The organism is Variovorax ginsengisoli, assembly GCF_030811835.1.
Lineage (GTDB): Bacteria > Pseudomonadota > Gammaproteobacteria > Burkholderiales > Burkholderiaceae_C > Variovorax > Variovorax ginsengisoli_C.
On the sequence record NZ_JAUSRO010000003.1, the window covers coordinates 101,871 to 114,497 of the forward strand.

Below are 12,627 nucleotides of genomic sequence, written 5' to 3' on the forward strand. Positions count from 1 at the left end.
TGGCAGCCCTATTGCCGGCGATCACCACACCGACGGTTGTGGCACCGAGCTGGCGAAACCTCACTGGCCGGCAAGGGTGCCGCTGGGCAGCGCGAAGCGCTCATGCTCGGTATGAGCGCTTTCGGGCGCGCGTACCAGCAACACCGGCACGGGCGAGATGCGCAGGATGTGTTCGGCACTGCTGCCCATCACCCAGCGGCCGATGCCACGGCGCCCGTGGGTGCCGATCACGATCAGCTCTGCCTTGCAGGCTTCGGCCTCCGCGATGATCTGGTCGTGCACCGTCCCATTGAAGCGGTCGAGCAGCACGGTGTCGGCCTCGACATCTGCCTCGACAGCCTCGGCCTGCGCGGCCTGGAGCAGCTTGGCAGCGCTGGCGCGCAACTCCTCGAGCCAGTTGCCGGCGTAGCCCGCGTAGGCATCCATGGCCAGGGCAAACGACAACTCGTCGATCACGTGCACCAGGCGCAGCCGGCCGCCGGTGAGCTTGGCCAATCGGATGGCCTCACTCAGCCCGCGGCTGGACGTGGAACTGCCGTCGATGGGAACAAGAATTCGTTGGTACATGGCGCGACTCCGTGTGTTGAATGGATGGCGTCAGTATCCGGAGCGCTACGCAGCGTGGTTTGATTTCGATCAAGGCTGCGCACGGAGAAAGAGCGACCCTCGAGGCTTGCAGAGGAAACCGCATGACCCAAGCCACTGTTCGCATCATTCGCCAGGAACACGCCGCACTGTCGGCCATGCTCCGCTCCATCGTGCAGCTGCTCGAGCAGCACCGGCGCAAAGGTACCTTGCCCGATTTCGCGGTGTTGCGCGCCATGCTCTTTTACGTAGACGAATTTCCCGAGAAGCGCCATCACCGCAAGGAAACCGAACTGCTGTTTCCCAGGCTGCGCGCCCGCACGCCGATCTCGCGCGACCTGCTGGACAAGCTGGACGAGGACCATGCCCGCGGCGAGCGCAGGATCCGCGATGTCGAGCATGCGCTGCTCGCCTTCGAGATGATGGGCGAGTCGCGACGCGAGGCCTTCGAACAAACGGTCGGCGAGTACGTCGACTTCTACCTGGGCCACATGGCGCTGGAGGAGCGCGAGATACTGCCACTGGCCGAGCGCGTGCTGACCGAGGACGACTGGCGCGATCTGGACGAAGCCTTTGCGCAGAACCGCGACCCCTTGACCGGGCATGTGGCGGACTTCGAATACAACGCGCTCTTCACGCGCATCGTGAATGTGGTGCCCGCCCCCATTGGGCTGGGGCCGGCGCTTTGACAGTTCCTTGGCAGCCCTTACGGCAGCCTTTTTGACGCCGGACCGACCATTCAAAAACCATGAACTCACAACAACCTGCAGCCAAGCCGCACCGTCAACATCTGCTCAAGCAAATGCTCCAGCTGGTGGCTTTTGGCGTCGCGACCCTTCTGGCCACCGGTGTTCTGGTGCTCGCGGGGCTCAACGAGCGCGGCGATGCACCGGAAAGCCTGGCTTTCATCACACACAAGGCGCAAGGTCCGCGGTGAACCGGAAACGGCTGCCTTCCGATACGCCGTCAATGCGTCGATCTTCTCCCGACAGTCGTCTTTCTTAAGAAAGGCCCAAGCTTCGTCATCGATCATTGGAGGCTGCAGGTGCAGCAGCGACCTGCACTTAACAGGAAAGTGCATGAACACCGGCAGACCCGACCCAACCTCCTTGCAACCTCGTCCAGCCCAAGTCGCCCCGGCCAAGCGCGTTCGAGAACCGCAGGCAACATGCCTGCTGGCCGGTTTGGCGATCTTTGGCGCCGCCGCCGGTCTCGCGGCCGTCGTGTGGGCCACCTATGACGCGTTCGATCACGGGGCCTTCGACATGCATGCGGCCATCGTCGAGCCGATGCTGTCCGTGCTGCAAGGCGGGGTGATTCGATCGTCCGAACTGCACGGCCTGGCCAGGGGCTTGGCCGTCTCTGTGGCGGGGGCCTTGTCGTGAGAGGCATCGCCCGGCGACACGTTGAACGTCATCGCACCGCGCGTATCGGCTGGCTGCGTGCTGCGGTGCTCGGTGCCAACGACGGCATCGTCTCCACCGCCAGTCTGATCGTCGGCGTGGCGGCGGCGCACGCCAGCCACGGCAGCATCGTCATGACCGGCTTGGCCGGCCTGATCGCTGGCGCCATGTCCATGGCCGCCGGCGAGTATGTGTCCGTGCATTCGCAGGCCGACACTGAGAATGCCGACCTGGACCGCGAACGCGCCGAACTTGCCGAAGATCCAGCGGCGGAAATGCGCGAACTGACGGCCATCTACGTGGGCCGCGGCCTTTCGCATCCATTGGCAAGTCAGGTCGCGCAGGCGCTGATGGCGCACGACGCCTTGGGCGCGCATGCGCGCGACGAACTCGGCATTTCAGATGCCCTGAGTGCGCGACCCCTGCAGGCTGCGATGGCTTCGGCGGCCAGTTTCACGGTCGGCGCGGCGATGCCGCTGGTCGTCGCCTCGTTGGCGAGTGGCCCGCATCTGGTGAATTGGGTGGCAGCGCTGTCGATCGTTTTTCTCGCCACGCTCGGGGCGATCGCCGCACGCGCCGGCGGTGCGAAAGTTCTGCCTTCCGCATGGCGCGTCACGCTGTGGGGTGTGCTCGCCATGGGCGTGACCGCGGCTGCGGGCTCGCTTTTCTCCGGAGTGGCCTGAGCGGCTGTCCATCGTGGGTCCGGCGTGCTTGATCCGACTGAGTTCAACAGCGGCTTCGGGGCGGACACAGCGTGCAAGCAGACTGCAGAGGCCTATTTTGCCGGCAGTGCAGAACCTGATCGATCGGCCGCTTGGTCAAGGCGCCCGACTTTCGTTCCCTGGTGACACCGCTTCTGGTTCAGCTCTCCTTCTGGTATTTCGACGCGCCGCAACGCGCTTAGATACCGAGGTCATGCGCTTATCGCGAATGGGTTGTTGGTGTGGCCTCGCAGGCTACCTATATTCGGGGCATGCCATCGCAGGTTTCCTGGGGGGTGTCTCTTCGTCGTACCGACGATGTTCCGCGGACCTTCGGGTCCGCTTTTTTTAGCAAGGGTGATCTCCATATGGGTGTGCTGGTGCATTTCGACCACAACGCAAACTGGGGCGAGACGCGTGTGTGCGATGAACTCATCACGCGCGACCTGGCTCGTGCCGGCATTGCCTGGGGGCGCTGGGATGCGGCAACAGCCATCGCCTCTGACCTGTCGCTGCATGTGCTGCTGGCCGCACCCGATGGCGATCTGGCTTCGTTGCGTGAGCGCTTCGGTGCGCATCGCATCGAACGTATCCGCTTGGCGCCTGGCGACATCGGCTGGAAGGCCTTGCGGCGACATCTGCGTGACGAGGCGGTGGTCGCCGCGGCCGAAGTGCGCTGCTTCGTCGAAGGAGCAGGTCTGTTCCACATCCGAACCGCTCATGGCTTTTTCGGATTGCTTTGCGAAGCGGGCGAATGGGTCGCGCTGCCGGCCGGCACACGCTACGGCTTCGATGCAGGCGATGTGCCCGAACTCGATGCGTTGCGGCTGTTCGTCGAGGCGCCGCGCCCCGCCGCACGATCGACGGCACGCAATGGGCTGCCGCTGCCGCTGCCGCCGATGGACGATTTCGTAGACGAGGTGCTACGGCTGACAGGGCATCTTGCGCAGACGGATTCATAGCCTGCTGCGTGCTGTGGCGCAGCAGAGGTCCGACTCATTGAAAGGTGCCGGGCTCGGGTGGCGCGTCGCTGACGAACCAGCGGCCCACGTTGCGCGTCTTGTATTCGGCGGGGTTGTGCAGCGTGTGGATGCGCGCATTGCGCCAGAAGCGGTCAAAGCCCTCGGCTCGCACGGCCGAGCGTGCGCCCATCACCTCGAAGATTTCGCTCGTGACTTCGAGCGCGACTTGACCGGCGAGCACGTTTGCGGCCGCAATGGCCACGGCCGCCTCGCCGCGCTCCTCGTGGGTGAGCGCCTCGCCTTGCGCTGCGACGGTGTCGAGCGCGTGCAACGCACGGTCGGCCAGTGCCGTGGCGGCCTGCGTTTTCACATACAGCTCGCCGTACTGACGCTGCACCCATGGATCGTCGGTGTGGCGCTGCACACCGGAGTGGATCCAGGGGCGTGACTTGTGCAACGTGTAGCTGCGCGCCGCACGCAGCGCGCCCTGTGCGGTGCCGACGAACACGTTGAGCAGCACGCTCTGCTGCTGCAGCGGCGTGACGGTACGCCAGGCCTCGACGGGTGCGCCGGTCGGGTTCAGTGGTATCGGATCGCCAAGCACCTCGCTGTCGTGCACGCGCACGCCGCGGTAGGTGACGCGGCCACTGCCGGTCTGGCGCTGTCCGATGCCATCCCAGTCATCCTCGATCGTGAGCCCCTCGCGATCGGCGGGGATGGTGGCGAAACGACGCTCGCCGTTCTGCGGGTCTTCCCAGGCGATCGCGAGCCGATCTGCAACGTGCGAACCCGAGGTGAAGGGCCTGAAGCCGTCGAGCACGAAACCGTCGCCCTCACGCACGCCGAACAGGCTTTTCGAGAAACTGTTGGAGGTGTTGCCCCAGAACCAGTTGTCGGCGATCGAGCGGCGCCACAGGTCGAACGTCTTCTCGGGTTCGTTGCGCAGCCTCGGACTCAACAGGCTGCTGTGGTGATAGCCGTACAGGTGACCGAGCGAGCCGTCGACTTGCGACAGCGTGCGCGTGATGCGCAATGCGGTGGACCAGGCTTCGCCGTCGCCACCGATCTCGCGCGGCAGCAGCAGCGACAGCAGCCGGTGGTTTTTCAGCAGGCGGATTTGCGCGATGGGCCGACCACCGGCTTGGTCGCGCGCGATCGCATCGCGGGCGAACAGTTCGCGCAGCACCACTGCGCGGGCCAGGAAAGGATTGCGCGTGTCGGGTTCGAACAGCGGCGGCGCCTCGTCGGAGGCGGGATGGAGGTAGGCGATGGAAGCGGACATGTCGCAATCTGGGAAGGGTGTTTCCGGTCAATGAACCTTGGGGAAGCCGTGGCGCTCGGCCAGCAGGTCGAGGATGCGTCGCGTGTCGGTCACGAAGCGCGTGGTGCCCAGCGCGCGCGCATCGGCCGGTGGCGCCTGCTCGTCGCCGAGGATCAGGACCGGCAACCCTTGGTGGTCGGCATCGAGCGCGGCGATCACCTCCTCCCGTGGGCGGGCGAACGGATGGTGCGAGATGTCCAGCCGGACGCTCAGCTCCGGTGCGGCGGCCAGCAGGCCTTCGACCGGAATGCAATCGGGGCAGACGAACCGTTCTCCGGGGCGCTTGGGGTCGGTGAAGCCTGGGGTGAGAAGGAAGAGGCGGTCGCGGCTCATGAGTTTGCTTGGTGGACAGTAGAAGGACAGGATGCCCAGGTCAGCGGTAGAGCGCCGGCTCTGGAGGGGCGCCGGTCAGCAGCCATTGGCCGAGCAGACGTTTCTTGTATTCGGCCGGGTTGTGCAGCGTGTGTGTGCGTGTGTTGCGCCAGAAGCGGTCGAAGCCGTTGCTCGTGGTGGCCGAGCGTGCGCCCATCACCTCGAAGATCTCGCTCGAAACCGCAAGGCTGACTTCTCCCGCGTAGAGATTGGCCGTCGCGATGGCGATTGCCGCCTCGCCGCGGCGCGCCTCGCTCAGGTCCTGTCCCTGCGCATAGGCGGCATCGAGCTGTTCGGCAGCGTCCTCGGCCAGTTCGGTCGCCGCCAGGGCGCGGATGACCAGTTCGCCATATTTGCGCTGCACCCAGGGATCGTCGGTGTGCTTCTCGACGCCGGAATGAATCCAGGGCCGCGATCGAGTGTTCGTGTAGTCGCGTGCCTCCACCAGCGCACCCAGGGCGCCTCCGAGAAATACGTTGAGCAGCACGCTCTGCTGCAGCAGTGTGGTGATCGATGAGAAGGGTGTGAGGCGATCGCCGGGTTGGCCCAGGAGTTCGTCGTCGCTCACCCGCACGGCCTTGAAACGCACGGTGCCGCTGCCGGTCTGGCGCTGGCCAATGCCGTCCCAGTCGTCTTCGATGATCACGCCCGTGCGGTCGGCGGGGATGACTGCTGCGAGGCGCTGTCCGGCTTCGTTCTCCCAGCCGATCAGCAACCGGTCGGCGACGTGCGATCCGGACGAAAACGGGCGGAAGCCGTCGACCACCCAGGCGCCGCCGTCGCGCCGTGCGCTGGACGTCGGTGACATTGCGTTGCCCGAGTTGCCCCAGAGCCACTGGGCCTCGACCGAGGCGCGCAGCAGGCGGTCGCGCTGCGTGGGCGTGCCGCGGGCGATCACCGCATGCAGCGGCAGATGGTGGTAGCCGTAGAGATGGGCCAGCGAGCCATCGGTCTTCGCGAATTCGCGGACCACGCGCAGTACCGATCGCCACGAGGCGCCGCCGCCGCCCCACGCGGCGCCGATGCGCGCCGCTGGCAGGCCGCTCTCGCGCAGCAGGCGCACCTGCGCGAGCGGTCGGCCGCCGGCCTGGTCGCGCGATACGGCGTCGGCATGAAAGGCCTGGCGCAGCTCGGCCGCCTTGGCGACCCACGGATCGGAGAGATCGGGTTCAAGCAGCGGCGTGGCCTTGACCCGAGAAGTGGTGGACGATGGCATGAGCAGGCTCCGACCGAAAAGGCATGGATCGATGAAGGGAGGGGCGCGTGCTGTGCCCAACCGTGTTCGGCCACTCTAGGCCCGCGGCACCTGCGCAGCGAACGAAGATTTGTGCGCTTGCATATGTGTGGGGCGGATATGGCGAAGCGGTCCCTGTGGTGCTATCGGCGCAACGAAAACCAGATAAGCAAGTGCGAAATCCTTTCAATCCATCGGCGCGTGCTTGGCGTACTTTTCGTTCCATCCCATCACGTCAGGAGCTTTCCATGTCCGTACGCCCCGAAGTCCTCGCCGCCAATCGGCGCTATGTCTGCGAGTTCGGCGACAAAGGCAGCCTTGCGCTGCCGCCTGGAAGGCGCTTCGCCATCCTGACCTGCATGGATGCGCGACTCGACCCGGCGAAATACGCCGGTTTGTCCGAGGGCGACGCGCATGTGATCCGCAACGCTGGCGGGCGCGCCAGCGACGACGCGATCCGCTCGCTCGTGATCTCCCACAAGCTGCTGGGCACGCTCGAATACTTTGTCGTACACCACAGCGACTGCGGCATGCTGCTGTTCACCGACGACATCATCTCGGGGCTGCTCGAGAAGAGCCTGGACACGGCCACGATCGACGCGCAGGGCTGGCATGACGTTGGCCAGGGGCCGGGCTCCTCGGCCGGGCGCTACCTGCGCTGGCTCACCATCGCCGATCCGCGCAAGGCGGTGCTCGAAGACGTGCAGCGCATCCGCGAACATCCACTCGTCGCGCGCGACATCCCCATCTACGGCTACATCTACGACGTGAAAACGGGGCGCCTGGTCGAGGTGGAGGAGGCGGCTCAGGCGGGCCGGGTCCTGCTGCAGTGACGCTAGCCGGTGCGCAGACGGCACGGCTCGGGCCTCACCGCAGGCGTCTCAGGAATGGCAGACCAACCCGTCCTTCAGCAGGGTGATTTCCAGCTGCAGGTTGCCCGCGCGCGCCGTGCGCGCTTGGTCCAGGGTGCCGTCCTCGCTCCAACGCCGCAGCACTTGGGCGAGGTAGTTGCGCGACGCCTCATCGGCGGACCGCAGGCGGGCGAGCGGCACGTTACCGGCAGTCATCGAGCGCACGATGGGCCGGTAGAAACGCCATTGCTCGTCTCGCAGCAATCGCTCCAGCACCTCGTCGTCCTCGACCAGTGCCGGGCATTCGCCAGCCATGAAGGCCGACACCGCATGCACGGCCGAGGGGTACGGCTTGGGCAATGCGCCGTAACGCCGGGCCACCAGGTTCGCATGGGCCGAACCCTGCGCCGTGCACACCGTGGCGCCGCGCAGACCGTCCGTGTTCTGGATGCGCCCCTTGCGCAGAGCCACGATCGTGGCTCCCCCCGGGTCGTAGCGACCCGCGGCAAGGAACGCTTCTTCGCCGGCAGCGGGAGCCGGCACGCCCGCCAGAAGCAGATCGACCGCGCCCTCGCGCAGGGCACCGGCCTGCGCCGCAGGCGCCAGGCCCACCAACTCCAGCCGCACGCCGAGCGACTCGGCGAGCCTGGCGGCCAGCGTCGCGTCGAAACTGTCGGGTTCCGGCGGCGTAGGCGCCTCGGGCGGTGCCGGACGCGGATAGCTGCGCACACCCACCCGCAGCACACCCCGCTCGACCGCCCGATCGAGCACCGGTCCACGCGGCAGGGACGACAGCGCCGGCGCGGGCCGTAGCACCATGCCCAGGCCGGCAACGAGCAAAGCCGCGATCACGACACCGAAAATTCGCGCGCGCGGCCCTCGCCCTGCGAGACCGGCGCGAACAAAGACCCGGGACACCGCGGAGCCGGCTTTGCCGGGCCGCCGGTGTCGCCCTCTTGAGGGGGAGGCGCCGCAGGCGCATCGGGGGTGGTTCATCGCTCCAGGCTCAATCCCTTGCGCCAGCGCAGCAGCCGGCCCTCCAGCAGCGCCAGCAGGTAGTTCAACGCCAGACCCAGCAGCGCGAGCAGCAGGATGCCGCCATACATCGTCGGTATCTGGAAGGTCTCCTGCGAGTTCAGCGTCAGGAAGCCGAGCCCTGAATGCGCGCCGATCATCTCGGCCGCGACCAGCGCGGTGATGCAATAGGCGCCGGCCAGCCGCACGCCGGTGAAGATGGACGGCAACGCGGCAGGCAGCACCACCTTGAGGAACACGAAGCGCGAGGATGCGCCCATCGAGCGCGCCGAGTCGATCAGCAGCCGGTCGACCTGCTTGACGCCGCCGATCGTGCTGAGCAGCACGGGCCAGAACGAGGCCCAGAAGATGATTGCGATCTTCGACAGCTCGCCGATGCCCAGGAACAGGATGAAGACCGGGAACAGCGCGAAGGCCGAGGTCTGGCGGAACAGCTGCAGCACCGGATCGACGATGTTTTCGAGTCGGCGGAAGCTGCCCATCGAAAGGCCCAGCACCACGCCGGTCGAAATGGCCAGCAACAAGCCCCACAGCGAGCGCTGCAGGCTGGCACCGACGTGCTTCCACAGAAGCCCTTGCGTTGCGAGCTCGACGATGCTGCGCAGCACGGCCGAGGGCGGGCTCAGGTACGCATCGCTCACGACGCCGAGCCGCGGCAGCGCCTCCCACACGGCCAGCAAGAGCAGGATGCCGAACCCCCGCTCGGCGATGCGGCCGACATCGCGCAGACGACGACCAAGCGGTGCCAGCCGACGCAGCATGCCGACGCTCTCGGCGCGGGTGATCTTCGCCAGTGCCCCGGATTCGCGAGTCGGGTCAACGGCGCTCATCGCGTGGACTCCGTGCTGCGTGCTTCGACGCGTGCCGCCGAAGTGCGACCCTGCACGCCGAACTGCACCTCGTCCTTCAGCACATCCCACGCCCGCTGGCGCAGGGCGACGAAGGCAGGTGAGTTGCGGATCTCGCTCGCGCGTGGCCGCTCGAGCGGGATGTCGATGATGTCCTTGACGCGGCCCGGGCGCTGTGTCATCACCGCCACACGGTCCGACAGGAAGATCGCCTCGTCCAGGCTGTGGGTGATGAAGACAATGGTCTTGCGGTTGCGCTCCCAGATGCGCAGCAACTCGCCCTGGAGGATCTCACGGGTCTGTGCGTCGAGTGCGGCGAAGGGCTCGTCCATCAGCAGCACATCGGGTTCGTAGGCGAGCGAGCGGGCGATGGCGACCCGCTGCTTCATGCCGCCTGACAGCTCGTGCGGATAGCTGTCGCCGAAGCCCTGCAGCCCGACCAGCTCGAGGTATTCCTGCGCCGTGCGCCGCCGCTGATCGCGGCCGACGCCGCGGATTTCAAGGCCGACGGCAATGTTGTCGAGTACCGTGCGCCACGGAAAGAGCGCATAGCCCTGGAACACCACGCCCTGGTGGCGGTTGATGCCGGCAAGTGCTCTGCCATCGATACGAAGGGCACCGCCGGTGTGGGTCGCGAGTCCCGCCAGGATGCTCAGGAAGGTCGACTTGCCGCAACCCGAGGGGCCGAGCACCGACAGGAACTCCCCATCGCGCACGTCGAGGTCGACGCCTTCGAGCACACGTACCGGCTTGTGTGCGCCGCGCGCGGGAAAGTCCTTGCGCAGCTCGCGCGCCGAGATCTTGACGGTCATCCGGCTTCCTCTTCAGGTCTTCGCCGGGGTGGCAGCGAAGGGATTGAACTCGTTCGTGTAGACGTCCTTGATCGCGACCTTGCCAGGCGCGATCTTGCCCTCGGACTGCAGGATGTCGATGTAGTACTGGATCGGTGGCTCGGTCACCACCAGGTCCTGCACGTAGGCATAGCGGTCGACGTTCTCGATCGCCATGTTGATGCGCTTGGAGACCAGCTTGCGTGCCTCTTCCGGGTTGGCGTTGACCCAGTTGCCGGCCTTGGCAAGCGCGACTACCACGTCGCGTACGGCTTGGGGATGTTCGCGGATGAACTTTCCGTGCGCGCTGTACGGCGCCATGCCGCCGAGGCCGCCGTCGAGGTCGTAGTCGCTCCACAGCCGCACCAGCTGGTCGGCGCGGTCTGCACGGCCGGAGAAGGGCGCATGAATGATCGCCAGGTCGGTGTTGCCGGTGACCAGACTCTGCTCGGCCTGCTCGTCGGGCACGACGAGGAAGTTGATCTTCGTCACGTCCACGCCTTTCTCGCGCAGGTACTTCTTGGTGACGAACTCCGCGCAGGCGCCGAAGCTGTTGAAGCCGACGGTCTTGCCCTCGAGGTCCTTGGGCGTGCGGATGCCGGAGTCCTTGCGTACGAAGTACTTCATGTGTGGCGCCTCCTCTAGCGTCTTGCCGCCGGCGGCCACCACCTTCAGGTCGGCGCCCGAGGCGATGGCCGAGATCACCAGCGGCACCATGCGCGAGCCGAAATCGATCTCGCCCGTGCCAACGAGCGGAATGATCTGCGGTGCCGCGATCTTGCCCACGTACTGCGGGCGCGTGCCAGTGCCCTCGAAGTAGCCGAGCTGGTCGGCAAGGTAGATCAGGTCGAAGGACGGGTTGTCGGGGTATTTGAACGCCACCTTGTCGCCCGCCTTGGAAATCACCGCGGGCGCTCCTGGCGCCGCGCCGGTGCCGACGCGCTCCTCGCGCGAGCAGGCGGCCAGGCCGATGCCGCCCGCGCCGACCGCGATCAGCGAGGCGAGGGTCTTCAGCGCGCGACGGCGCTCCTGCGGTTCAGTGGGGGACTGCGGTGGCGTGTGGATGCGCATGGTCGCTCCTGTGGGTGTCGAGGTTTCGGTGGAGGGGCCGCGCCAGGCCGAGGTGCTCGCGCAGCGTGCGTCCCTCGTACTCGCTACGGAAGAGGCCGCGGCGGCGCAACTCGGGCAGTACCAGCGCGATGAAATCGTCGAGGCCGCCGGGGAACCAGGGCGCCATGATGTTGAAGCCGTCGGCACCGCCTTCCTCGAACCATTGCTGCAGCTGGTCGGCGATGCGCGCCGGCGTGCCCACCACCTGCTGGTGGCCGCGCGCGCCGGCGATACGCAGGTACAGGTCGCGGATGCTCAGGTTCTCGCGACGCGCCAGGTCGAGCAGCAGCCGCTGGCGGCTCTTCGGGCCATTGGTCTCGGGCAGTTCGGGTACCGGGCCGTCGACCGGAAATTCGGAGAAGTCGAAGCCACCGATCACGCTCGACAGCAGCGAAACGCCGACCACCGGGTGGACCAGCGACTGCAGCTGCTCGAACTTCGCTTCAGCTTCTTCCTGCGTACGCCCGACCACGGGAAAGATGCCCGGCATGATCTTCACCTCGTCCGGGTGGCGGCCATGGGCGGGCAGGCGACCCTTGATGTCGCTATAGAAGGCCTTGGCTTCGTCGAAGGTCTGGTGGGCCACGAAGATCACCTCGGCCGTGCGCGCGGCCAGGTCGCGGCCGGCTTCCGATGCGCCCGCCTGCACCACCACCGGCCGTCCCTGAGGCGAGCGCGAGACGTTGAGAGGGCCACGCACCGAGAAGTGCTTGCCCCTGTGGCCGAGCACGTGCAGCTTGTCTTCGGCGAAGTACTGGCCGCTTTCCTTGTCGCGCACGAAGCTGTCGTCCTCCCAGCTGTCCCACAGGCCGGTCACCACGTCGTGGAACTCGGCGGCACGTTCGTAGCGCAGCGCATGCTCGAAATGCTCGTCGCGGTTGAAGTTCTGCGCCTCGCCGGTGCCGCTGGAGGTCACCAGGTTCCAGCCGGAGCGGCCGCCACTGATCTGGTCGAGCGACGCGAACTTGCGCGCCACGTTGAACGGCTCGTTGAAGCTGGTCGAGACGGTGGCGATCAGGCCGATGCGCTCGGTCAGTGCAGCAATGGCCGACAGCAGCGTGAGCGGCTCGAAGTGATCGCTGCGCGCGGTGCGCGACAGCGAGGGCAGGTTGCTGCTGCGTACGCCGACCGAGTCGGCCAGGAAGATCGCATCGAACTTGGCGGCCTCCGCCTTCTGCGCGAGCGCGACGTAGTGGCGGAAGTTGCTGCCGGCATCGGCCTGCGCGTCCGGGTGACGCCAGGCCGCGATGTGATGGCCTGTTTGCATGAGGAAGGCGCCCAGCCGCAGCTGGCGTGTCGAAGAGGGCATGGGACTGGTCTGGAGAGCGGAGGGCTTAAGCGTAGGCCCGGTGCTCTCGCGTTGAAAGAATCCTTT

At 66.6% G+C, this 12,627-nt stretch carries 15 protein-coding genes; 6 read left to right on the forward strand and 9 right to left on the reverse strand.

The features are described from left to right. Window positions 1–60 precede the first annotated feature (60 nt). Window positions 61–567 carry a universal stress protein gene (locus J2W36_RS04755; protein WP_307688535.1) on the reverse strand — a complete coding sequence of 169 codons (507 nt, stop codon included), beginning with the start codon at window positions 565–567 and terminating at the stop codon, window positions 61–63. 122 nt (window positions 568–689) lie between these two features. On the opposite strand from J2W36_RS04755, the gene J2W36_RS04760 reads away from it, so the two are divergent. The 5 genes from J2W36_RS04760 to J2W36_RS04780 all read left to right on the forward strand — a co-directional run bounded on the left by J2W36_RS04760 (window position 690) and on the right by J2W36_RS04780 (window position 3,651). Then, window positions 690–1,274 (forward strand): hemerythrin domain-containing protein, encoded by a 585-nt coding sequence (locus J2W36_RS04760; RefSeq protein ID WP_307688536.1) that lies wholly within the window; start codon window positions 690–692, stop codon window positions 1,272–1,274. Between the two features lie 59 nt (window positions 1,275–1,333). After that, the gene (locus J2W36_RS04765) at window positions 1,334–1,522 is read left to right on the forward strand and encodes a hypothetical protein (RefSeq protein WP_307688537.1); all 189 of its coding nucleotides are present in this window, start codon (window positions 1,334–1,336) and stop codon (window positions 1,520–1,522) included. Between the two features lie 142 nt (window positions 1,523–1,664). After that, window positions 1,665–1,970 carry a hypothetical protein gene (locus J2W36_RS04770; protein ID WP_307688538.1) on the forward strand — a complete coding sequence of 102 codons (306 nt, stop codon included), beginning with the start codon at window positions 1,665–1,667 and terminating at the stop codon, window positions 1,968–1,970. Beyond that, window positions 1,967–2,671 (forward strand): VIT1/CCC1 transporter family protein, encoded by a 705-nt coding sequence (locus tag J2W36_RS04775; protein ID WP_370869256.1) that lies wholly within the window; start codon window positions 1,967–1,969, stop codon window positions 2,669–2,671. Before J2W36_RS04770 ends, J2W36_RS04775 begins: the two co-directional genes overlap by 4 nt. A 386-nt stretch (window positions 2,672–3,057) precedes the next feature. Continuing rightward, on the forward strand, window positions 3,058–3,651 hold the full coding sequence (locus J2W36_RS04780) for a cupin domain-containing protein (RefSeq protein ID WP_307688539.1): 594 nt from the start codon (window positions 3,058–3,060) through the stop codon (window positions 3,649–3,651). Window positions 3,652–3,685: 34 nt separating this feature from the next. Here J2W36_RS04780 and J2W36_RS04785 read toward each other — a convergent pair whose 3' ends face one another. From J2W36_RS04785 to J2W36_RS04795, 3 genes are read right to left on the reverse strand one after another with little or no spacing between them, the layout of a single operon-like run. Then, the gene (locus tag J2W36_RS04785; RefSeq protein WP_307688540.1) at window positions 3,686–4,933 is read right to left on the reverse strand and encodes an acyl-CoA dehydrogenase family protein; all 1,248 of its coding nucleotides are present in this window, start codon (window positions 4,931–4,933) and stop codon (window positions 3,686–3,688) included. Between the two features lie 27 nt (window positions 4,934–4,960). Then, window positions 4,961–5,305, reverse strand: a complete 345-nt coding sequence (locus J2W36_RS04790; protein WP_307688541.1) for a DUF3088 domain-containing protein — start codon at window positions 5,303–5,305, stop codon at window positions 4,961–4,963. A 40-nt stretch (window positions 5,306–5,345) separates the two neighbouring features. Further along, on the reverse strand, window positions 5,346–6,560 hold the full coding sequence (locus J2W36_RS04795) for an acyl-CoA dehydrogenase family protein (RefSeq protein ID WP_307688542.1): 1,215 nt from the start codon (window positions 6,558–6,560) through the stop codon (window positions 5,346–5,348). A gap of 266 nt (window positions 6,561–6,826) precedes the next feature. Between J2W36_RS04795 and J2W36_RS04800 the strand changes: the two genes are divergently transcribed. Further along, window positions 6,827–7,411: a beta-class carbonic anhydrase gene (locus J2W36_RS04800; RefSeq protein WP_307688543.1), complete on the forward strand. Its 585-nt coding sequence runs from the start codon at window positions 6,827–6,829 to the stop codon at window positions 7,409–7,411. A gap of 48 nt (window positions 7,412–7,459) precedes the next feature. Here J2W36_RS04800 and J2W36_RS04805 read toward each other — a convergent pair whose 3' ends face one another. From J2W36_RS04805 to J2W36_RS04825, 5 genes are all read right to left on the reverse strand, one after another. After that, on the reverse strand, window positions 7,460–8,281 hold the full coding sequence (locus tag J2W36_RS04805; protein WP_307688544.1) for a substrate-binding periplasmic protein: 822 nt from the start codon (window positions 8,279–8,281) through the stop codon (window positions 7,460–7,462). 140 nt (window positions 8,282–8,421) lie between these two features. Beyond that, the gene (locus J2W36_RS04810) at window positions 8,422–9,225 is read right to left on the reverse strand and encodes an ABC transporter permease (protein WP_307688819.1); all 804 of its coding nucleotides are present in this window, start codon (window positions 9,223–9,225) and stop codon (window positions 8,422–8,424) included. A gap of 65 nt (window positions 9,226–9,290) precedes the next feature. Further along, entirely contained in the window at window positions 9,291–10,124 is an 834-nt protein-coding gene (locus J2W36_RS04815; RefSeq protein ID WP_307688545.1) for an ABC transporter ATP-binding protein, read from the reverse strand. A 12-nt stretch (window positions 10,125–10,136) separates the two neighbouring features. Continuing rightward, the gene (locus J2W36_RS04820) at window positions 10,137–11,213 is read right to left on the reverse strand and encodes an ABC transporter substrate-binding protein (protein ID WP_307688546.1); all 1,077 of its coding nucleotides are present in this window, start codon (window positions 11,211–11,213) and stop codon (window positions 10,137–10,139) included. Continuing rightward, window positions 11,179–12,561, reverse strand: a complete 1,383-nt coding sequence (locus tag J2W36_RS04825) for an LLM class flavin-dependent oxidoreductase (protein WP_307688547.1) — start codon at window positions 12,559–12,561, stop codon at window positions 11,179–11,181. The genes J2W36_RS04820 and J2W36_RS04825 overlap by 35 nt, the downstream gene beginning before the upstream one ends. Window positions 12,562–12,627 lie beyond the last annotated feature (66 nt).